Origin of the sequence: Pseudomonas aeruginosa, from assembly GCF_001457615.1 — a bacterium.
GTDB classification, from domain to species: domain Bacteria; phylum Pseudomonadota; class Gammaproteobacteria; order Pseudomonadales; family Pseudomonadaceae; genus Pseudomonas; species Pseudomonas aeruginosa.
Genome location: NZ_LN831024.1, coordinates 2,056,235 through 2,077,396 on the forward strand (window position 1 = coordinate 2,056,235; position 21,162 = coordinate 2,077,396).

At 65.9% G+C, this 21,162-nt stretch carries 19 protein-coding genes; 13 read left to right on the forward strand and 6 right to left on the reverse strand.

Annotation, left to right across the window (positions count from 1 at the left end; translation table 11 throughout):
- The first annotated feature begins 34 nt into the window (after positions 1-34).
- From AT700_RS09500 to pelG, 5 genes are read left to right on the forward strand one after another with little or no spacing between them, the layout of a single operon-like run.
- Positions 35-553 (forward strand): pellicle/biofilm biosynthesis outer membrane protein PelC, encoded by a 519-nt coding sequence (locus tag AT700_RS09500; protein WP_003091288.1) that lies wholly within the window; start codon positions 35-37, stop codon positions 551-553.
- A 5-nt stretch (positions 554-558) separates the two neighbouring features.
- Positions 559-1,926 (forward strand): PelD GGDEF domain-containing protein, encoded by a 1,368-nt coding sequence (locus AT700_RS09505; protein ID WP_034072884.1) that lies wholly within the window; start codon positions 559-561, stop codon positions 1,924-1,926.
- Positions 1,904-2,893, forward strand: a complete 990-nt coding sequence (locus tag AT700_RS09510) for a tetratricopeptide repeat protein (RefSeq protein ID WP_003116464.1) — start codon at positions 1,904-1,906, stop codon at positions 2,891-2,893. Before AT700_RS09505 ends, AT700_RS09510 begins: the two co-directional genes overlap by 23 nt.
- Positions 2,890-4,413 carry a GT4 family glycosyltransferase PelF gene (gene pelF / locus AT700_RS09515; protein WP_003103472.1) on the forward strand — a complete coding sequence of 508 codons (1,524 nt, stop codon included), beginning with the start codon at positions 2,890-2,892 and terminating at the stop codon, positions 4,411-4,413. The genes AT700_RS09510 and pelF overlap by 4 nt, the downstream gene beginning before the upstream one ends.
- Position 4,414: 1 nt before the next feature.
- Positions 4,415-5,785 (forward strand): exopolysaccharide Pel transporter PelG, encoded by a 1,371-nt coding sequence (pelG, locus tag AT700_RS09520; protein WP_003091283.1) that lies wholly within the window; start codon positions 4,415-4,417, stop codon positions 5,783-5,785.
- A gap of 40 nt (positions 5,786-5,825) precedes the next feature.
- Here pelG and AT700_RS09525 read toward each other — a convergent pair whose 3' ends face one another.
- Complete coding sequence (locus AT700_RS09525) at positions 5,826-6,056, reverse strand: hypothetical protein (protein ID WP_003091282.1); 231 nt, start codon at positions 6,054-6,056, stop codon at positions 5,826-5,828.
- A gap of 125 nt (positions 6,057-6,181) precedes the next feature.
- Here AT700_RS09525 and AT700_RS09530 point away from each other — a divergent pair, with 125 nt between their 5' ends.
- Together AT700_RS09530 and AT700_RS09535 are read left to right on the forward strand one after the other, a co-directional pair.
- Positions 6,182-6,658: a helix-turn-helix domain-containing protein gene (locus tag AT700_RS09530; RefSeq protein WP_003143634.1), complete on the forward strand. Its 477-nt coding sequence runs from the start codon at positions 6,182-6,184 to the stop codon at positions 6,656-6,658.
- A 37-nt stretch (positions 6,659-6,695) separates the two neighbouring features.
- Positions 6,696-7,172: a helix-turn-helix domain-containing protein gene (locus AT700_RS09535; RefSeq protein WP_003115353.1), complete on the forward strand. Its 477-nt coding sequence runs from the start codon at positions 6,696-6,698 to the stop codon at positions 7,170-7,172.
- 116 nt (positions 7,173-7,288) lie between these two features.
- Here the strand turns inward: AT700_RS09535 and AT700_RS09540 are convergent, their stop codons facing one another.
- From AT700_RS09540 to AT700_RS09550, 3 genes are all read right to left on the reverse strand, one after another.
- A complete protein-coding gene (locus AT700_RS09540) occupies positions 7,289-9,193 on the reverse strand; it encodes a M14 family metallopeptidase (protein ID WP_003103223.1) in 1,905 nt (634 codons plus the stop codon).
- Between the two features lie 167 nt (positions 9,194-9,360).
- Complete coding sequence (locus AT700_RS09545; protein ID WP_003103224.1) at positions 9,361-10,362, reverse strand: alpha/beta fold hydrolase; 1,002 nt, start codon at positions 10,360-10,362, stop codon at positions 9,361-9,363.
- A 71-nt stretch (positions 10,363-10,433) separates the two neighbouring features.
- Positions 10,434-11,315, reverse strand: coding sequence for a DUF6685 family protein (locus tag AT700_RS09550; RefSeq protein WP_003091277.1), 882 nt, complete (start codon positions 11,313-11,315; stop codon positions 10,434-10,436).
- 152 nt (positions 11,316-11,467) lie between these two features.
- Between AT700_RS09550 and AT700_RS09555 the strand changes: the two genes are divergently transcribed.
- A complete protein-coding gene (locus AT700_RS09555) occupies positions 11,468-11,689 on the forward strand; it encodes a DUF2835 domain-containing protein (protein WP_003103227.1) in 222 nt (73 codons plus the stop codon).
- A 56-nt stretch (positions 11,690-11,745) separates the two neighbouring features.
- The gene (locus tag AT700_RS09560; RefSeq protein ID WP_048520978.1) at positions 11,746-12,774 is read left to right on the forward strand and encodes a quinone-dependent dihydroorotate dehydrogenase; all 1,029 of its coding nucleotides are present in this window, start codon (positions 11,746-11,748) and stop codon (positions 12,772-12,774) included.
- Positions 12,775-12,861: 87 nt separating this feature from the next.
- Here the strand turns inward: AT700_RS09560 and rmf are convergent, their stop codons facing one another.
- Entirely contained in the window at positions 12,862-13,074 is a 213-nt protein-coding gene (gene rmf, locus AT700_RS09565; protein WP_003103238.1) for a ribosome modulation factor, read from the reverse strand.
- Between the two features lie 460 nt (positions 13,075-13,534).
- Between rmf and rlmKL the strand changes: the two genes are divergently transcribed.
- Positions 13,535-15,712: a bifunctional 23S rRNA (guanine(2069)-N(7))-methyltransferase RlmK/23S rRNA (guanine(2445)-N(2))-methyltransferase RlmL gene (rlmKL, locus tag AT700_RS09570; protein WP_003103239.1), complete on the forward strand. Its 2,178-nt coding sequence runs from the start codon at positions 13,535-13,537 to the stop codon at positions 15,710-15,712.
- 68 nt (positions 15,713-15,780) lie between these two features.
- Here rlmKL and dacB read toward each other — a convergent pair whose 3' ends face one another.
- Positions 15,781-17,211: a D-alanyl-D-alanine carboxypeptidase/D-alanyl-D-alanine-endopeptidase gene (gene dacB / locus AT700_RS09575; protein WP_003091272.1), complete on the reverse strand. Its 1,431-nt coding sequence runs from the start codon at positions 17,209-17,211 to the stop codon at positions 15,781-15,783.
- A gap of 308 nt (positions 17,212-17,519) precedes the next feature.
- Here dacB and AT700_RS09580 point away from each other — a divergent pair, with 308 nt between their 5' ends.
- From AT700_RS09580 to AT700_RS09590, 3 genes are all read left to right on the forward strand, one after another.
- A complete protein-coding gene (locus tag AT700_RS09580; protein ID WP_003091271.1) occupies positions 17,520-17,864 on the forward strand; it encodes a YggL family protein in 345 nt (114 codons plus the stop codon).
- A 425-nt stretch (positions 17,865-18,289) separates the two neighbouring features.
- Positions 18,290-18,913: a response regulator transcription factor gene (locus AT700_RS09585; protein WP_003091268.1), complete on the forward strand. Its 624-nt coding sequence runs from the start codon at positions 18,290-18,292 to the stop codon at positions 18,911-18,913.
- 13 nt (positions 18,914-18,926) lie between these two features.
- Positions 18,927-21,152 (forward strand): ATP-binding protein, encoded by a 2,226-nt coding sequence (locus AT700_RS09590; RefSeq protein WP_003162445.1) that lies wholly within the window; start codon positions 18,927-18,929, stop codon positions 21,150-21,152.
- Positions 21,153-21,162 lie beyond the last annotated feature (10 nt).

Genomic DNA, 21,162 nt, shown 5'->3' on the forward strand with positions numbered 1-21,162 from the left:
GCCCGGATACGGAACTCAACAGGAGGAACACAACATGCAATCCATCCGCTGCCTGGCTCTCGCGGCCGTCGCCCTGTTCATGGCGGGCTGCTCCAGCTTCACCAGCGAAAGCGCTACGCCGCTGGCGCGCGGCGCGCAGTGGGGCCTGGTGCCGCTGCTCAATTATTCCCAGGCGCCGCAGGCCGGCGAGCGTGCCGAGCAGATCCTGCTCAGCGTGCTGGCCGAGGAGGGCGTGCGGCCGCGCCTGTACCCGGCGCAGCCGCAAGGCGACCTGCAACTGGTCGACGACCGCGAGCGCCAGCAGCGCGCCCTGGACTGGGCACGCCAGCAGAAGCTGGCCTACGTGGTCACCGGCAGCGTCGAGGAGTGGCAGTACAAGAACGGCCTCGACGGCGAGCCGGCGGTGGGCGTCAGCCTGCAGGTGCTGGAGCCGGCCTCCGGGCGGGTGCTCTGGAGCACCAGCGGGGCGCGCGCCGGCTGGTCCCGGGAAAGCCTGGCGGGCGCCGCGCAGAAAGTCCTGCGCGAGCTGGTCGGCGACCTGCGGCTCGAGTGACGGCGATGTCCGCGCACAAGGATTTCGCCCTCGCACCGCGCGCCAGCGGCAGCGTCTCCTGGGTCGAGACTCTGGTCATCAGCGCACTCGCGCTGGGCCTGGGCTGGTGGTTCTGCCCGGACGACCCGCTGCAGGTCAACGCCACCTTTCCCTGGGTGATCCTCGCGCCCCTGTTGCTGGGCATGCGCTACGGCTTCGTCCGCGGGTTGGCCAGCGCGGCGCTGCTGGTGGCGGCGCTGTTCGCGTTTCGCGTCCAGGGCGTCGAGGCCTATGCCCAGGTACCGGCGGCCTTCATCGTCGGCGTGCTGCTCTGCGCCATGTTGGTGGGCGAGTTCCGCGACATCTGGGAACGCCGCCTGGAGCGCCTGGAGCTGGCGAACGAGTACCGTCAGTTGCGCCTCGACGAATTCACCCGCGCCCATCACATCCTGCGCATCTCCCACGATCGCCTGGAACAGCGGGTCGCCGGCAACGACCAGAGCCTGCGCAGTTCGCTGCTCGGTCTGCGACAACTGCTGCGCGAGCTGCCGGGCGATGAGGCACCGCTCGATGCGCTGGCGGAAACCGTGCTGACGCTGCTGGCCCAGTACGGTTCGCTGCGCATCGCCGGACTCTACCGGGTGCGCCACGACCGCACCCCGGAGCCGCAACCCTTGGCGACGCTCGGCGAGATGCCGGCGCTGGACGCCGACGATCTGCTGGTGCGCACCTGCCTGGAGCGCGGCGAACTGGTCAGCGTGCGCCAGGAACTGCTGGAGCGTGGCGAGCAGCGTGCGCACAGCGCGCTGCAGGTGTGCGTGCCGCTGGTCGACACCGATGGGCGGATCCTTGCCCTGCTGGCGGTGGAGCAGATGCCGTTCTTCGTCTTCAACGAACGTACCTTCAGCCTGCTGGCGATCCTCGCCGGGCACATCGCCGACTTGCTGCAGAGCGACCGTCGCGCACTGCAACTGGCCGACATCGACGCCCAGCGCTTCTCCCAGTACCTCAAGCGCTCCCTGCTGGACGCCCGCGACCATGGATTGCCGGCCTGCCTGTATGCCTTCGAGTTGACCGATGCGCGCTACGGCGAAGAGGTCCAGCGTCTGCTGGAAGGCAGCCAGCGTGGCCTCGACGTGCAGTTGCGACTGCGCAACGACGAGGGCCGGCGGGTCCTGCTGGTGTTGTTGCCGCTGACTTCCGCCGAAGGCTCCCAGGGGTATCTGCAGCGCCTGAGGATTCTCTTCGCCGAACGCTTCGGCCAGGCCCGCGAGCTGGAGTCGCTGGGCGTGCGCATCCGCCAGTACGAACTGGACGCCGGCAACGATCGGCAGGCGCTGGGACATTTCCTTTTCAACGAGTGCGGCCTGAATGATCAGCAAGTGGCTGTTTAGCGGCGCCTTCCTGTTCGAGCTGAGCAGTTGGGCGAGCGTCTTCGCCGACCTGCCGTTCGGCCAGGCGCTGGCGCTCTACCTGTTCGCCCACGGCCTGGGCAGCGCGCTGCTGTGCGTCGGCGTATGGCTGCTGCTGCCGCGGCGCTACAAGTTCCCGCTGCCGTGGAGCCCGCTGTTCCTCTTCAGCCTGGCCTTCTTCGTGCCGCTGATCGGAGCGGTCGGCGTCGCTGCGGCGGTATTCCCGGCGCTGTACCTGCCGCGCCAGCGTGGCGAGCAGGCCTGGCAGGCGATGGGCGTCCCCGAGCTGCCGTTCCGGCCGAAGGAAAAGCGCCTCGACATGATGTTCAGCGACGGCGGTCTGCAGGACGTCCTGCGCCATGCGCCGGACCCGAACCAGCGGCTCACGGCGATCTTCGCCACCCGGCGGATGCCCGGCAAGGAGGCGATCCCGATCCTCAAGCTGGCCCTGCGCGACCCCGCCGACGACGTCCGCCTGCTGGCCTACTCGATGCTCGACCAGAAGGAAAGCCGGATCAACCAGCGCATCGAGGCCGCCCTCGGCCGCCTCGCCGGCGCCACGCCGGCGCGACGCGGCGCGCTGCACGGAACCCTGGCGCGCTGGTACTGGGAACTGGCCTACCTGGGGTTGGCCCAGGGCAGCGTGCTGGAGCACATCCTCGAGCAGGCGCGCGAGCATACCGACCAGGCGCTGCGCGGCGCACCCTCGGCCGACCTGCATCTGCTGGCCGGGCGCATCGCCCTCGAACAAGGCCGCCTGGAGGATGCCGGACGCGCCCTCCAGGCCGCCGAGGAGGCGGGAATCGATAGCGCCCAGCTGGCGCCGTTCCGCGCCGAGGTGGCGTTCTTCCAGCGGCGCTACCGGGACATCCCCCGGCTTCTCGCCGGAATGCCCGACGACATGCTGCAACGGCCGCCCTTCGCGGCCCTGGCGAGATACTGGACATGACCGAACACACCGCTCCGACGGCGCCCGTCGCCGATGTCTGCCTGCTGCTGGAGGGCACCTGGCCCTATGTCCGCGGCGGCGTCTCCAGCTGGGTCAACCAGTTGATCCTCGGTCTCCCCGACCTGACCTTCTCGGTGTTCTTCATCGGCGGCCAGAAGGATGCCTACGGCAAGCGCCACTACCCGATCCCGGACAATGTGCTGCACATCGAGGAACACTTCCTGGAAACCGCCTGGAGTTCGCCGAACCCGCAGACGCGACAGGGCAGTAGCGAGACCGAAAAGGCGTTGCGCGATCTGCACCGTTTCTTCCACTACCCGGAGACGCCGGACGTGGAGGAGGGCGACGCGCTGCTCGACCTGCTCGCCGAGGGCCGCATCGGCCGCGAGGACTTTCTCCACAGCAAGGCCAGTTGGGAGGCGATCACCGCAGGCTACGAGCGCTATTGCACCGATCCGTCCTTCGTCAATTACTTCTGGACCCTGCGCTCGATGCAGGCGCCGGTGTTCATGCTCGCCGAGGCGGCCCGGCGGATGCCGCGGGCGCGCATGCTGCACTCGATCTCCACCGGCTACGCCGGCCTGCTGGGCTGCATCCTGCAACGTCGCTGGGGCTGCCGCTACCTGCTCAGCGAGCACGGCATCTACACCAAGGAGCGCAAGATCGACCTGGCCCAGGCCAACTGGATCGCGGAGAACCCCGACGAGCAGCTGAGTACCGGACTGGATGCCGAGGTCAGCTACATCCGTCGCTTGTGGATCCGCTTCTTCGAGCGTGTCGGCCTGCTCACCTATCGCGCCGCCAATCCGATCGTCGCCCTCTACGAAGGCAACCGCCAGCGCCAGGTACTCGATGGCGCCGAGCCACGGCGCACCCGGGTGATCCCCAACGGCATCGACCTCGATGCCTGGGCCGGCGCCCTCGAACGGCGGCCGCCGGGGATTCCGCCGGTGGTCGGGCTGGTCGGCCGGGTAGTGCCGATCAAGGACGTGAAGACCTTCATCCGCGCCATGCGCGGGGTGGTCAGCGCGATGCCGGAGGCGGAGGGCTGGATCGTCGGTCCGGAGGAGGAAGACCCGGACTATGCCAGCGAATGCCGCAGCCTGGTGGCCAGCCTCGGCCTGCAGGACAAGGTGAAGTTCCTCGGTTTCCGTCGGATCGGCGAGGTCCTGCCGCAACTCGGCCTGATGGTCCTCACCTCGATCAGCGAAGCGCAGCCGCTGGTGATCCTCGAAGCCTGGGCTGCCGGCGCCCCGGTGGTGAGCAGCGACGTCGGCTCCTGCCGCGAACTGATCGAAGGCGCCGACGCCGAAGATCGCGCCCTGGGTCGCGCCGGGGAGGTGGTGGCGATCGCCGACCCGCAGGCCACTTCGCGGGCGATCCTCGCCCTGCTGCGCAATCCGCAGCGCTGGCAGGCGGCCCAGGCGGTCGGCCTGCAACGGGTCGAACGCTACTACACCGAGGCGCTGATGCTCGGACGTTACCGCGGGCTGTACCGCGAAGCCACGGAGATTGCATGACATGGCCGGCATCGGCTTCGAACTGCGGAAGATCCTTTCCCGCGATTCCTATACGGCGACCCTGCGCGCCTACCTCTACGCCGGGCTGATCAGCTCCGGTCCCTGGGTGCTGTCGATCGTCAGCGTGATGCTGATCGGCGTGCTGAGCCTCGGCGTGGTGGTGCCGGACGTGCTGGTCCGGCAGTTCCTGATCACGGTGACCTACCTGATGGCGCTGTCGCTGATCTTCACCGGGGGACTGCAACTGTTCTTCACCCGCTTCATTTCCGATCGCCTGTTCGAGCGCAAGCACGAGGCGATCCTGCCCAACCTGGTGGGCGTGCTGTTGCTGGTGACGTTGGCGGCGGGCCTGCTCTCGGCGATATTGCTGGCGACCCTGTTCGATGAGCCGTTCGCCTACCGCCTGCTGGTGATGGCCAACTTCGTGGTGCTCTGCAACCTGTGGCTGGTGATCATCTTCCTGTCGGGAATGAAGGCCTACAAACGCATCCTGCTGGTGATGTTCATCGGCTACGCGCTGATGGTCGCCTGTGCCTACCTGCTGCGTTTCATGCAGATGGACGGCCTGCTGCTGGCATTGCTGATCGGCCACGCCAGCCTGCTGTTCGTCTTCCTCTACGACATCCTCCGCGAGTACCCGGCCAGGCGCATGGTGGCCTTCGACTTCCTCGACCGCCGGCAGGTCTTCGTCAGCCTGCTGCTGACCGGCCTCTGCTACAACCTGGGGATCTGGATCGACAAGTTCATCTTCTGGTTCAACCCCTCCACCTCGGACCTGGTGATCGGCCCGCTGCGCGCCTCGATCCTCTACGACCTGCCGATCTTCCTCGCCTACCTGTCGATCATTCCCGGCATGGCGGTGTTCCTGGTGCGCATCGAGACCGACTTCGCCGAGTGGTACGAGCGGGTCTACGAGGCGATCCGCGGCGGAGAGACCCTGCAGCATATCGGCCTGCTCAAGGAGCAGATGATCCTCGCCATCCGCCAGGGCCTGCTGGAAATCTGCAAGGTGCAGGGGCTGGCGGTGGTCCTGCTGTTCCTGCTGGCGCCGCAACTGCTCGGCTGGCTGGGAATTTCCCGCTATTACCTGCCGCTGTTCTACATCGACCTGATCGGGGTGAGCATCCAGGTAGTGTTCATGGCCTTGCTCAACGTCTTCTTCTACCTGGACAAGCGCCGCATCGTCCTCGAACTCTGCGTGCTGTTCGTGATCGTCAACGGCGCCCTGACCTTCGTCAGCCTGCTGCTCGGGCCGAGCTTCTTCGGCTACGGCTTCACCCTGTCGCTGCTGGTCTGCGTGCTGGTCGGGCTGTACCGCCTGACCACCGCGCTGGACGACCTGGAGTACGAGACCTTCATGCTCAATCGCTGAGGGGTTTCGCCGGCGGCAGGGTCTTTCAGAAAGGGCCGATTCACCCGGTTGAATCGGCCCCTTTTTTTGCTTCCTCGATGCGTTTTTGCAGCTTCTGCATATCCACCAGGCGTTGCGTACCGAAGGTTCGCATCGGCAGGTCGCCGCTCTCTATCCAGGCGTAGAGCAGGTCCGGCCGGTCGCTGAGGCCGGTCAGGAAGGCGAAACGCATCAGGGTTATATAGCGGGGGCACTCGGCGAAACCCTCTTGGGGGAGTTCTTCCACTTTCATCAGGCGTCCTGCACCATGGTCCGATGTTGGAGGGGAACCCTCGGTCTAGAGGGCTTGGATTCATATTGATCTACTAACAGTTAGTGAATCAATATGCATAGGGAACCATCAGACGCGGACTACACATGGTAAAGAATCGACGTTTGTTCACTGCTGGCAAGCGCTTGCGCGCCCTGCGCGAGCTGATGGGCTTGAGCCGTCCGCAGTTCGCCGAGTTGGTGGGGATGACGGCCAAGCGCCTGGAGAACATCGAGAACGAGCTGCAGCGCATGCACGACGAGGACTTCGAGAAGGTCTGCGGAACCTTCCCGGAGTTCAGCGACTGGATCGCCTATGAAGGCAGCATCGAGCCGCAGTCGATCGCCTGGAAGGTCGCCGACTCGGCGCAGGCGGCCGCGGTCTACCTGGTGGAGCGCAACCCGGTGCTGCTTGAGCAGCACGGCATCGACATGCAGGCCTGGCGCGAACGCCACCGCGAGATACGCGAGGCGCTGCTGGCGGCGGAACAGGCGCCGGAGGCGGAGCCGGCGCCCCTGGAAGAGCCGCCGGAACCCAGGCGCCAGCGGAAGAGGAAAACGCCCGCGAGCGGCAAGGGCGACTGAGGCGCATCGCGCCAGAAACGAAGGGAAGTATCCGTACATGGTCTATGTAGTGAGGAAGCGCTGCCTGTTTCGCGCCGGCGAGCGCCTGTTCGGGTTGCGCGGGCTGACGGGGTTGAACCGACCGCAGTTTTCCGAGGTGGTCGGCATGGATCCCAAACGCCTTGAGAACATCGAGAGTGGCCGGCAGCGCATGCACGACGAGGACTTCGAGAAGGTCTGCGGGACCTTCCCGGAGTTCAGCGACTGGATCGCCTATGAAGGCAGCATCGAACCGCAGTCGATCGCCTGGAAGATCGCCGAGGCCGCCCAGGAAGCGGCGGTCTATCTGGTGGAGCGCAACCCCGAGCTGCTCGAACTCCACGGTCTCGACGTGCCGGCCTGGCGCGAGAAGCATCGGGAAATCCTCAAGAAGGTGCGCAAGCGGGAGTTGTCGCCGCCACCCGAAAAACCACCGAAACCCAGGCGCAAGCGCAAGCCGAGAAGCAACCTGCCCACACCCACCGACGGTACCTGAGACCGGCTCCCTCTCCCCAGCCCTCTCCCGCAAGCGGGAGAGGCAACGGGGCTCCCGAAGCCCAGCGGTAGGGTGGATAACGCGCAGCGTTATCCGCCGTCAGCCCCAGGTGGGCCTCAGAACACCACTCCTACCGGATAGACGAAGGCGTTCACGTCGTAGAACGGCGTGCGCTGGTAGAACCATTGCAGGCGCGCCTGCGGATCGGCGGCGAAGGCCTTGTCCTCGCGCAGGCGTTTGTCGAAGGCGGCCTTCAGCGCCGGGTCTTCCGCCAGCATCTTGCGCGCCATCGGCTCCATCACGTATTCCTCCGGCTCCTCGGCGGCCACCAGGGTGGAATTGAAGAAGCCCCAGGACCAGAAGGAATCCGGACTCTGCGGTTGCAGCAGGTCGATGGCCAGGACGCCCAGCGGCTGGGCGGTGTCGATCGACAGCGAGCCGGCCGGGAAGGTCTGCAGGCGCTGGAACGGCTTCGGCGTGCCGCTGACCAGCAGGCGACCTTCGTAGCCCGGAATCCGGTTGCCTTGCACGCGATCCGGTTCGAAGCCATCGGCGAGCTTGATGTCGTCCATGCGGTACAGGGTCACGGCGATTTCGGTCGGACGCTCCAGGGTGCTATAGCGGATGCCATGGGCCTTGATCCGGGCGATCACCTCGTGCCACTGCGCCGGGACGATGAAACGCTGGGGACGCGGCACCACCAGGTCGGGTACGCCGTTGTCGGTCACCGGTAGCTTCAGCGTCTTCGGCCGGTTGCTCCAGACGATGGTGCGGGCCCCGGTGACCGGCGATTGCTCGTAGCGGTAGTCGCCGACCACGAACGGCGTCTCGGCGGCCTCGCCTGGCTTCCAGGTGAGGATCACCTCCTTCTGCCGCAGCAGGCGCTCGCGGTCGCTGGCGATGGCCTGGCGCAGGCTGGCGGCCTGCTCGCCGATCACCTCGAACATCGCCTTGAGCATCACGTAGTTGCCCAGCACCTGGGTCTTGTACGGATGCAGGGCGTGTTGCTCGATGAGGATCGACGGCACGTTGCGGATGTCGCCGTACTGGTTGGAGAAGCGCGCCAGGTCGGTGCGGTAGGGGTAGTAGCCCTGGGTCGGATCCTGGTTGTCGTTCAGGCTGATGCATTCATGGACCATGTGCCCGAGGCTTTCCAGCGCCTGGTACACCGGCTTGCGCATGACCTGGTCCATCCAGGCGCTGCTCGCCGGTGACCAGCCGTTGCCGTTGTGGCAGTAGGAGCTGTCGTAGGGATACATGGCGCCGTCGGTGGAGTGGGTGTCGGCGAAGAAGCTCAGCTCGTAGTGGTTGAACACCCAGGCGACGTTGCGGATCTCCGCGCTGTCGAGCTTGGTGAAGTCGCGGTTGAGATTGAGATTGCGGCCGTTCACCCGCCAGCCGGTCTCCTGCGGGCCGTTCTGGTTGATCCGCCCGTAGGCGCTGCGGCGCAGGTCGCCGTCGACGTTGACCACCGGGATGAACAGCAGGTTGATCTTCTCCAGCAGCCCGGCGAGCGGGCGGTCGGCAGCGCTCATGTCGCGCAGCAGCATGAACATGGCGTCCTTGCCGTTGGCCTCGCCGGGATGGATCTCGGCTTCCACCAGCAAGGTCGGCTTGGCGGAGCGCTTCAGGCCGGCGGCGGACTTGTCGGCCTCGGTGGAGGCGGTCACCAGCAGCATCGGGTGACCCTCGGCGCTGCGCTCGGGCAACTCGCGCAGGGCGATGCGGCCGGAGGAGGCGGCTACCAGTTTCTCCAGGTAGGCGCGGGTCTCACGGTAGTCGCTGGTGCGCTGAAAGTCGCTGCTCTCGGCCTGGGTGATCAAGGGGTCGCCGGGCTTGGCGAGGTAGCGCAGGCTGCCCAGCCTCTGCTCGAACATCGGTGGCAGGATGCGCTGGCGGGCCGCGGCCGGGTAGGCGCTGTCATCGATGTAGGCGGGCGCGTGGGGCAGCTCCGCGTGAGCGGGCAGGGCGCTCGCCAGCAGGACGCCGGCGAGTAGCGAACGGGGTAGGCAAGGGAACACGATGAACCTCCATGTGGATGGGAACGGCCGCGGCGTGGGCGGGCCTGCGCGACGCGAGCCACGCGTCGTCGCGCAGCCAGTGCAGTGAAACGCCGGCGGCAGGCATCGGTGTTGACGCCGGGCAAGGCGCGGCGAAGCCGATGGCGAGAGCGCCGCCGGTGGATGGTTCAGGGCTGGGTTTGCAGACCCTCCAGCAGTGCCTGGTGGAAGCGTTCCGGAGCCTGTATCTGCGGGGTATGGCCAAGGTCGGGGAATTCCACCAGGGTCGCCTGGGGAATCCGTCGGGCGGCGTCCTTGCCCAGTTGCGCGTAGTTGCCCAGCCTGGCTTTCAGTTCCGCCGGCGCGGCGTCCTTGCCGATGGCGGTGTTGTCTTTCTCGCCGATCAGCAGCAGGGTCGGCATCTGCAACCGGTCCAGTTCGTAGACCACCGGCTGGGTGAAGATCATGTCGTAGGTCAGCGCCGAGTTCCAGGCCACCGACTCGCGCCCCTTGCCGCGATACATGCCGGCCTGCATCTGTACCCAGCGATCGAACTCGGGGCGCCATTCGCCGGCGTAGTAGGTGGCTTGCTGGTATTGGCGAATGCCTTCGGCGCTGGTCTGCAAGTCGCGCCTGTACCAGTCGTCGACGCTGCGCCAGGGCACGCCCAGGGCCTTCCAGTCCTCCAGACCGATGGGGTTGACCAGCACCAGTCGTTCGACCTGCCGCGGATAGAGCAGGGCGTAGCGGGTAGCGAGCATGCCGCCCATGGAGTGGCCGATCACGCTGGCCCGGGCGACGCCGAGCCGTTCCAGCAGGGCGTGGGTGTTGGCTGCCAGTTGCTGGAAGCTGTACTGGTAATGGGCCGGCTTGCTCGACTTGCAGAAACCGACCTGGTCGACGGCGATCACCCGGTAGCCGGCGTCGGCGAGCACGTCGATGGTGCGCTCCCAGGTCCCGGCGCAGAAATTCTTGCCGTGCATGAGCAGGATGGTGCGGCCGTTGGCTTTCTTCGGCGCGACGTCGAGGTAGGCCATGCTCAGCGGCTGGCCCTGGGAGGTGAAGTCCAGATAATGCACCGGATAGGCGTAGTCGAAGCCTTCCAGGCGTTCGCCGTAGACCGGCGCCTGGCTGGCCAGCGCCGGCCCGCAGGCGAGGGCGAGACAGAGGCTGAGGCGGGGTAGGGACATGCGATCGCTCCTGTGTGGGTCTGCTGGAGGATGCACGTCAGGGCGCGAGCTGGCCAGTCCTGGCCGGTTGCCTACAGTTGCTTCAGATACTTCACCACGTCTGCCGCGCCAGCCGCCCGCAGACCTTCGCCGAGGGCATCGGCGCGTTCGTCGTTGCGGGGCAGCAACAGGCACTCCGGGGTTTCCGGGGTGAACAGGGCGAGTCGCGCATAGGGCAGGCCGGTATCCAGCAGCAGGCTCATGAAGGTCGGCTCGGACCAGGCCTGGGTCGGAATCCGCAGCATGTGGTAGCGCTGTTCCAGTTCGTCCAGCGCGCCGGGCTCCAGTTCGTAGCGTTCCAGGTGTGCCGGCAGCTTCAGTTCCAGTTCGCGGCGGCGGGCGTAGACGATCGCCGCGGCGAAGGCGCAGGCCTGACGTTCGCCCGCCCAGAACAGGCGCTCGCCGTGCCAGGCGGCCTGGCGCAGGCGGATGCTGTCGCCGTTGGTGAAACGCGGCAGGGCCAGGCTCAGGGCCTTGACGAAATCCTTGTAGCTGATGATCCGTACGCCCCGGCAGACCTCGGCCGTGGCCAGGTCTTCCAGGCGTGGGCAAGGTGCCTGGACGAGGATCTCGCGGCTGCATACGCCTTCGATGGTCTTCAGGTCGACCGACTCCAGGGTGGAGTGGCTGACCCGCACCAGGCGCTTGAGGACCGCGTGGGCTTCCGCCTTGTCTTCCTGGACCGGGCCGGACAGCGCGCCGCGCGGCAGGTCGACCAGGGTGTGCAGGGGCGGTCCGGCCTGCCACCAGACGCTCGGCTCCGGCCGTCGCAATGGCTGGAACGGCAGCTCGAGGGCGGCCGCCCGTTCGCGCAGCTCCCGGCCATCGCTTCGCGCGGCACCCAGGCGCAGGCGGTTGGCGAGTGCGGAAAGGCGACCGGTGAAGGTGCTGTTGCTACGCGAGTTGGAACTCATGATCGACGGAGGGCTCCTCGGGCTCGGCGACCGACGCGGAAAGGGGTGGGAGGGGACGGCGACGGTCCGTCCATTGAAGCACAGGTTCGGGCGTGACATTCAACCGCGTGGTTTGTGGCAAGCTGTCGTGGTTCATTCAAGCGGGGGGCTCCATGCCCAGTCTCATCATGGATATCGCCCTGTCCGGCGAACGCCTGCAGGCCATCTACGGCGGCAGGGCCAATCGGGTCCTGCTGCGCAGCCGCGACGGTCGCCGGGTGAACCTGCCGGCCCATCACCTGCGTCCGTTCATCGGCCACGATGGCGTGCATGGCACGTTCCGCCTCGATTTCAGCGAGGATGGCCGCCTGCTGGCGCTGCAACGCCTCGCCTGAGCGGGCGCTCGACGGCTATAATCGGCACCCTTCATTCTGCCGACCGATACCCGACCATGTACACCCTGGCCCGCCAGCTGCTGTTCAAACTGTCCCCGGAAACCTCCCACGAACTGTCCATCGACCTGATCGGGGCCGGCGGCCGCCTGGGCCTGAACCGCCTGCTGACGCCCAAGCCGGCCAGTCTGCCGGTCTCTGTGCTGGGCCTGGAGTTTCCCAACCCGGTGGGGCTGGCCGCGGGCCTGGACAAGAACGGCGACGCCATCGACGGGTTCGGCCAGCTCGGTTTCGGCTTCATCGAGATCGGCACCGTCACTCCGCGACCGCAGCCGGGCAATCCCAGGCCGCGCCTGTTCCGCCTGCCGCAAGCCAACGCGATCATCAATCGCATGGGTTTCAACAACCACGGCGTCGACCACCTGCTGGCGCGGGTGCGTGCAGCGAAGTATCGCGGCGTGCTGGGGATCAACATCGGCAAGAACTTCGATACCCCGGTGGAGCGCGCGGTCGACGACTACCTGATCTGCCTGGACAAGGTCTACGCCGACGCCAGCTACGTCACCGTCAACGTCAGCTCGCCGAACACGCCCGGCCTGCGCAGCCTGCAGTTCGGCGATTCGCTCAAGCAACTGCTGGAGGCACTGCGCCAGCGCCAGGAAGCGCTGGCGCTGCGGCATGGCCGGCGGGTACCGCTGGCGATCAAGATCGCCCCGGACATGACCGACGAAGAGACCGCGCTGGTCGCCGCGGCGCTGGTCGAGGCGGGGATGGACGCGGTGATCGCGACCAATACCACTCTCGGCCGCGAAGGCGTGGAAGGCCTGCTGCATGGCGACGAGGCGGGTGGCCTGTCCGGCGCGCCGGTGCGGGAGAAGAGCACGCACACGGTGAAGGTGCTGGCCGGCGAGCTGGGCGGACGGCTGCCGATCATCGCCGCCGGCGGTATCACCGAGGGCGCGCACGCGGCGGAGAAGATCGCCGCCGGGGCGAGCCTGGTGCAGATCTATTCGGGTTTCATCTACAAGGGACCGGCGTTGATCCGCGAAGCGGTGGATGCCATCGCCGCTTTGCCGCGGCGGAATTGAAAAGGGCTCCTTGCGGAGCCCTTGGGCTTGCGCCCGCCGCCCGGATGGGGCGTGCCTTGGGGAAATCGGTGCTATCCGTGTTGTCGCTTACACGTGCTGGAGTTGATTGAGACGTTGTAAGCCGGCCGTGCCAGTGAGGCCGTCCCAGTTGTCGCCACGGCCCTCGCGCCAGCCGTTGAGCCAGGACTGCCGCGTCGTAGGATGGGTGAACGGACAAAGATCACGAGATTTACCGGTTATGCCGTTCTGATAACCACGCAAGAAGGCTCTTTCCAACGGATCACGCTTAAGTCTTCTCATAGGGTGTTGCCCTCACTTGTTGACTGTTATGTCCCGTTGGCCCCCAGGGGAGGCCTGGCGAAGCTTTCGCCGAAAGGGGTCGTTGCCGGCGTGACGACCCTCGCCCGACACCGTTGCGGTGGCGGATTAACTGGAGTTCTAACCAAAGCGTTCAGGCGTGTGAATGACCGATTTGTCATAAAGACTTAACGCTTTCGTCGATAGGGCCATATGTTGCAGGCTCATGACGCCTGGTTTCCGGCGCTAACGCCGTAGGGTCGCGGGGTTGCGCCTTATAACGTTTTGCACCCCCACCAATTGAGATTTCCTCGCATTCCGACGAAGGGTCGCCCAGACTGCGACTCGGGGTCGCAGCGAGCAACGCCGGGAGCGTTCCGGCAATCGAACCACGGCACCTGGTGCCAAAGAAGTGCCCATGAGGGTGCTTCCACTGACAAGGGCTACGGCCCGGGAAGGCGATATGGCTGATGTTTACGAATTGTTTCTGACCTGCCCGAAAGGCCTGGAAAGCCTGCTCCTCGAAGAGGCGCAGGGGCTCGGCCTGGACGAGGCGCGCGCCCAGGTGTCGGCGGTGCGCGGACAGGGTAGCCTGGAGGTGGCCTATCGCCTCTGCCTGTGGTCGCGCCTGGCCAACCGGGTCTTGCTGGTGCTGGCGCGATTCCCGGTGGAGAACGCCGAGTCCATGTACATGGCGGTCCACGCGGTGAACTGGGAAGACCACCTGGACGCCGGCGGCACGCTGGCGGTGGAGTTCAGCGGCAAGGGCTCGGGCATCGACAACACCCATTTCGGGGCGCTGAAGGTCAAGGATGCGATCGTCGACAACCTGCGCGAGCGCTCCGGCCGACGCCCGTCGGTGGACAAGGTCAATCCGGACGTGCGCGTCCACCTGCACCTCGACCGCGGCCAGGCGACCCTCTCCTTGGACCTCTCCGGGCATAGCCTGCACCAGCGCGGCTATCGTCTGCAGCAGGGCGCCGCGCCGCTGAAGGAGAACCTGGCGGCGGCGGTGTTGATCCGTGCCGGCTGGCCGAAGATCGCCGCCGAGGGCGGTGCCCTGGCCGACCCGATGTGCGGCGTCGGCACCTTCCTGGTCGAGGCGGCGCTGATGGCTGCCGATATCGCGCCGAACCTCAGGCGCGAGCGCTGGGGCTTCAGCAATTGGCTGGGTCACGTGCCGGCGCTGTGGCGCAAGCTCCACGAGGAAGCCCAGCAGCGCGCGGCGACCGGCCTGGCCAGGCCGCCGTTGTGGATTCGCGGCTACGAGGCCGACCCGCGCCTGATCCAGCCGGCGCGCAACAATATCGAGCGTGCCGGAGTGGCCGACTGGGTGAAGATCTACCAGGGCGAACTGGCGACTTTCGAGCCGCGCCCGGACAAGGGCCAGACCGGCCTGGTGATCTGCAACCCGCCCTATGGCGAGCGTCTCGGCGACGAAGCCAGCCTGCTGTATCTCTACCAGAACCTCGGCGAGCGCCTGCGCCAGAGCTGCATCGGCTGGAGCGCCGGGGTGTTTACCGGGGCGCCGGAACTGGGCAAGCGCATGGGCATCCGCAGCCATAAGCAATACGCGTTCTGGAACGGCGCGCTGGCCTGCAAGCTGCTGATGATCCAGGTCGAGCCGCGCCAGTTCGTCACCGGCGAGCGTGGCGAACGCAACGACGAAGGCCTGGCACGGGCGCCGAGCGAGCCGGCACGGCTGAGCGAGGGGGGGCAGATGTTCGCCAATCGCCTGCAGAAGAACCTCCGGCAACTGGGCAAATGGGCGCGCCGCGACAAGATCGAGTGCTATCGCCTGTATGACGCCGACATGCCGGAGTATGCCCTGGCGGTGGATATCTACGGCGATTGGGTTCACGTCCAGGAGTACGCCGCGCCCAAGTCGATCGATCCGGCAAAAGCCCAGGCGCGCCTGTTCGACGCCCTGGCGGCGATTCCGCAGACCCTGGGCGTTGCCCAGGAGCGAGTGGTGGTCAAGCGCCGCGAGCGCCAGGCCGGCAAGAAGCAGTACGAACGGCAGAGCAGCGAGGGCAAGTTCCTCGAGGTGGGTGAGGGCGATGTGCGCCTGCTGGTGAACCTGACCGATTACCTGGATACCGGGCTGTTCCTCGATCACCGGCCGATGCGCCTGCGCATCCAGAAGGAGGCGGCCGGCAAGCGCTTCCTCAACCTGTTCTGCTATACCGCCACGGCCACCGTACATGCGGCCAGGGGCGGCGCGCGCAGCACCACCAGCGTCGACCTGTCGAAGACCTACCTGGACTGGGCGCGCCGCAACCTGTCGCTCAACGGCTTTTCCGACAAGCAGCGCCTGGTGCACGGCGACGTGATGGAGTGGTTGCGGGAAGACGATGGCCAGTACGAACTGATCTTCATCGACCCGCCGACCTTCTCCAACTCCAAGCGCATGGAAGGCGTGTTCGACGTGCAGCGCGACCACGTCGAACTGCTCGACCTGGCCATGGCGCGGCTGGCGCCGGGCGGGGTGCTGTATTTCTCCAACAACTTCCGCAAGTTCGAACTGGACGAGAGCGTGCAGGCCCGCTATGCGGTCGAAGAGATCACTGGCGAAACCCTCGATCCGGATTTCGCGCGTAATCCGAAGATCCATCGGGCCTGGAGAATCACCGTTCGCTGAGGCGAGCGGCATTCATGCAAAAGGCCGCCGGCGGGCAACCGCTGGCGGCCTTTTTTTCGTACTGCGCCTTATTTCCGCGCGTGCAGGCTCAGCAGTACCTGGTCGAGGATCGCCGAAGCGCCCCACGGCCGCGGGCTGTTGAGGATCGCCACCACCACCCAGTTGTGGCCGCTGGCGTCGCGGCTGAAGCCGGCGAGGGCGCGCACGGTGTTGAGGGTGCCGGTCTTCACGTGCGCCTCGCCGACCAGTGCGGTGCGCCGCAGGCGTTTGCGCATGGTGCCGTCGAGGCCGGCCAGCGGCAGCGAGGAGATGTACTCCGCTGCATAGGGGCTGTGCCAGGCGGCTTGCAGCATCGCCGCCATCTCACGGGCGCTGACCCGTTCCTGGCGCGACAGTCCCGAGCCGTTCTCCATCACCAGGCGCGGCGCGGTGATGCCCTTGCGCGCTAGCCACTGCCGCACCACCCGCTGCGCGGCCTGGGCGTCGTCGCCGTCGGCACTGTTGCGGAACTGCGCGCCGATGGAGAGGAACAACTGCCGGGCCATGGTGTTGTTACTGTATTTGTTGATGTCGCGGATGATCTCGACCAGGTCTGGCGAGAAGGCCTTGGCGATCAGCGTGGCGTTGCGCGGTACGCTGCCCTGGCGGTCCTTGCCGAGGATGCTGCCGCCCAGCTCCTGCCAGATGCCGCGCACCGCGCCGGCGGTGTAGCCGGGGTGGTCGAGCAGCGACATGTAGGTCTGCGCGCTACAGCCCTGGGGAATCTGTCCGGTGGCCAGCAGGGTGGTGCCGTCGAACTGGGTCACCGGGCTGAAGCGCAGCTTCGGCCAGGCCGGGCAGGTGGCCGGCGCGGTCATCTTCACCTGGTTGTCGATGCGTACGTTGGCCAGCGGCGGGTCCATCTGCACGTTGACCTTGTTGCCGTCGGTGCGCACCACCATGCGCACGCTCTTCAGGTTGACCAGCAGCGAGTCCGGACCGACCAGGAACGGCTTGGTGTCGTCGCCGCCGTCGTCGTTGAATACCGGCAACTGCGGGATGTTGAAGTAGCTGCGGTCGAGTACCAGGTCACCTGTGACCTTGGTCACGCCATTGGCGCGCAGGTCGCGCATCAGCAGCCAGAGCTTCTCCATGTTCAGTTTCGGATCGCCGCCGCCCTTGAGGTAGAGGTTGCCGTTGAGCACTCCGTTCTTGAGCTGGCCGTCGGTGTAGAACTCGGTCTTCCACTGGTAGGTCGGGCCGAGCATTTCCAGGGCGGCATAGGTGGTGAACAGCTTCATGGTCGAGGCCGGGTTCACCGATACGTCGGCGTTGTAGTAGGTGGGGTTGCCCGGGCCGTCGAGCGGAATCAGCACCAGCGACAGATCGTTGCCGGTCAGCTTGTTGGTCTGCAGGGCTTTCTGCACGTTGGCCGGCAGGGTGGCGTTGACCTGGGCGAGGGTGGGAAGGGCGAAAGGCAGGAGCGTGGCGAAGGCAAGAGTACGCAGCGACTTGAACATTAATGAAGAACCCTTGAAGACGGAGGGTAGAAAATGAAATGAAGATGAAAAACGAAGCGAACCTGAAAAAAGAGACGGACATCACGCGAAGAGGCCGTCTTGCTCATTATGCCGCAAGGCGGATAACGATGCGCTGGAGTTTCGCGGAGTTCGCCGTCATATCGCCGAATGGTCGGAACTGGTAGAGTGCGCCGGCAATCCGGCCGCGTCGCGCGGCTTGCCGGGGTTCGCCCGCGGCTCCAGCGGCGTCGGCTACTGTCTGTAATGCGAGGCTCCGCCAATGGAGCGTCAATCCAGGAGATGCCGCCATGGCTACGAATCGTTCCCGCCGCCTGCGCAAGAAATTGTGCGTCGATGAATTCCAGGAGCTGGGTTTCGAATTGAACTTCCACTACAAGGAAGGCGTGGATGCCGATGCGGTGAACGCTTTCATGTTGCGCTTCATCGATCAGGCGATCGAAGCCAACGAACTGACCTATGGCGGCTGCGACGAATTCGGTTTCGTCTGCCTGGCGCGCCGTGGCTCGGTCAATGAAGAGCAGCGGGCCCTGATCGAGGCCTGGTTGAAGCAGCAACCGGAACTGGCCAGCGTCGAGGTCGGCGCGTTGGTCGACGCCTGGTACCCGGAACAGCCTGTCCTGCCGAAGCTCTAAGCGATAGCGCCGCCATCCCGCCCGAGGATGGCGGTCGCGTCTTCCCTCCCTTTCGATCCTGCTCCGGCGCTATCTGGCCCGGCGCCCGTCGTGCTTCCCTTTGCCCTGCCAAGGCATGTCGGCGGCTTGTGGCCGTACATGCGGATAGCAATACTCCGAAACCCCTGACGAACTATTCAACTCGCTCTGGCAGATAACGAGCCGGGAAGGCGCGTATATATGCGGGTGTTTTTCATGCAGATAACCAGGCCAATTGCTTGGCAATATACGAGGTTTTGAATTCGCCGTAAGAAATAAATTAAGTTTCCGTGAGAATATTCCTTAAAGTATATGAGTTGCCATCGAGTATCTCGACAATATGGCTCCCGTCTATATCTTGCTCAGGAGAATTTTTTCTGAATTTTTATTGGCAAGGAAATCAGACAATGAGCCGTATCCTGATAGTCGACGATCATCCCGTGATTCGCATGGCCATGAAGATGTTGCTGGAAGCCGAAGGGCACCAGATCGTCGGCGATACCGATAATGGCGTGGATGCCATCAGCCTCGGGCGGGAGCTGAAGCCGGACCTGGTCATCCTCGATATCGGCATTCCCAGGCTGGACGGCCTCGAGGTCATCAGCCGCCTGATGGTGCTGGCGTTGCCCCTGAAGATCCTCGTCCTGACCGGCCAGAGCGCCTCGCTCTTCGCCCTGCGCAGCATGCAGGCGGGCGCCGCCGGGTTCGTCTGCAAGCAGGGCGGACTGGCCGAACTGGTGACGGCGGTGAATGCGGTCGCCTCGGGATACAGTTACTTTCCCAGCTCGGCCATGCGTCCTGTGCAACAGGGCGCCTATTCCGACGATGTGGAATTGCTCGGACGCCTGTCCGATCGCGAAGTATCGGTATTGCAATACCTCAGCCAGGGTTATTCGAACAAGCAGATATCCGAGCAGATGTTTATCAGCAACAAGACCGTCAGCACTTACAAGGCGCGCTTGTTGTTGAAGTTGAACGCCGGCTCGCTGGTGGATCTCATCGAGTTCGCCAAACGCAATACGCTTATCTAAGGGCCGGAACCGAATGAAGTTCCAGAAACGCAGTGCGTGCATGCTTGGCCTGCTTCTCATATTCGCCTGCATGGCGGGATATGCCGTTCCGGCGAGGGCGACGGCTGGCGAATATTCTTCCATGCTCCGGATTCCCGCTCCGGATCGTCCGGGGGACGCCGATGTGGTCGACGAAGCGCCGCTACGCCAGGCTGCCGACGGGCTGCGCTCGCCATCCCCTTCCAGCCTGGTGCTCGGCCTGCTGGTGGCCTGCCTGGTCTGCGTCGGATGCCTGGGCTGGAATACCGTCCTGCAGCTCAGGCTCAGGCGTTGGCAACGTACCGAAGCCGACCTGAGCGGCCGCCTGGCATTGAAGCAGGCGCTGGTCGACGGGATTCCCTACCCGGTGAGCATCCGCACGCTCGACGGTCGCCTGCTGGCCTGCAACCGCAATTACCTGGAAAGCCTGCGGATGACCCGTGAGCAGGCCCGCGGCACCCTGTTGACCGATTCCGACTGGGTCGAGGGCAGCAAGGCACGGCTCATGCACCAGCAGTGCCTGGCGGTGGCTCGGGGAGGAACGGCGAGCTTCACCGACATGGCGGTGCGCATCGGCGGGCAATTGCTGGAGATCCACCATTGGGTCACGCCCTACAGGGATCGCCAGGGCCGGGTGCTCGGCCTGATGAACGGCTGGATCGACATCACCGAACGGGAGCGCCTGGCCCGCCAGTTGCGCGAGGCGATGCGCCAGGCGGACGAGGCGAATCGGGCGAAGAGCGTCTTCCTGGCGACCATGAGCCACGAGATCCGTACGCCGATGAATGCGGTCATCGGCATCCTCGAACTGGTCCTGCAGCGCCTGGCGCCGGAGCAGCGCGAACGCGCCTCGCTGGAGGTCGCCTACGAGGCAGCGGGGTCGCTGCAACTGCTCATCGGCGACATCCTCGACGTCGCCAAGATCGAGTCCGGTCACCTGACCCTCACGCCCGAGCGGGTTCGCCTGCGCCATGTCGTGGAGTCGGTGCGCCGCATGTTCGAAGGCCTGGCCCGGCAGAAAGGCCTCAGGCTCGTTGTGGAGCTGGACGATGCCCCGGGACGGGACGTGCTGATCGATCCCCTGCGCTTCAAGCAGGTGCTCTCCAACCTGGTGAGCAATGCGATCAAGTTCACCGAGCGGGGACAGGTGACGATCCGTCTCCAGGAAAGGAGCCTGGACGAGGGGAGGGCGATCGTCCGGGTGGACGTGGAGGATTCCGGTATCGGTATCGCTCCGGCGGACCAGGCGCGCCTGTTCCAGCCTTTCATCCAGGTGGCCAAGGGACGCACGGTGCAGGGCGGGACCGGCCTTGGGCTGGCGATCTGTCGGAAGTTGGTGGACCTCATGGGCGGCGATGTCGAGATGCACAGCGAGCCGGGCAAAGGCACCCGGGTGTCGCTCGACCTGCTCTTGCGCCAGTGCGGGCCGAAAATGCCTGAATCCGGCCAGGACCCGCTGGCAGCATCCATGGAGCCGTCTCGCCGCCTGCATATCCTCATCGCCGACGACTATCCGCCCAACCGGGTACTGCTGCGCCAGCAACTGGAGTTTCTCGGCCACCGGGTGGCGGAAGCGGAGGATGGCCAGGTGGCGCTGGAGCTCTGGGCCGACGAGCGCTTCGAGGTGCTGATCAGCGACTGCAACATGCCGCGCCTGAACGGCTATCAGCTGGCACGCAGGATACGCATCCAGGAACGGTGCGAGCGACGCGCGCCGATCCTGATCCTTGGCTATACCGCCGACGCCGAGCCGGACGAGGTACAGCGCTGCCGCGACGCGGGCATGGATGATTGCCTGTTCAAGCCGCTCGGCCTGGAGACCCTGCGCAACTACCTCGCGACCTCTTTCGGACGCGACGCCGCGCAGCCCCGGGGGCTCTATGATGCAGCCGCTCTCAGCAGCCTCGGCGGCGACCGCCCGGAACGGCTGCGCGAACTGCTGGAGACCCTGCTAGGCAGCAACCGTCAGGACCTCCAGCGCCTTGCCATCCTCCTGCGCGAGGGCGACAGGACCCGGCTCGCCGAGCATGCCCACCGCATCAAGGGCGCCGCACGGATGATCGGGGCGCGTACCCTGCTGGAGGCCTGCGAGGCCCTGGAGGACGCCTGCCGGCGAAGTGGCGACGGGGAGTGCCTGCAGGCGCCTGGCGAAAGACTCCGGCTGGCCCTGGAGGCGTTGCAGGAGGAACTCCAGGAGCAGTTGGCGGCCGCTGCGGTATGAGCCCTTCCTT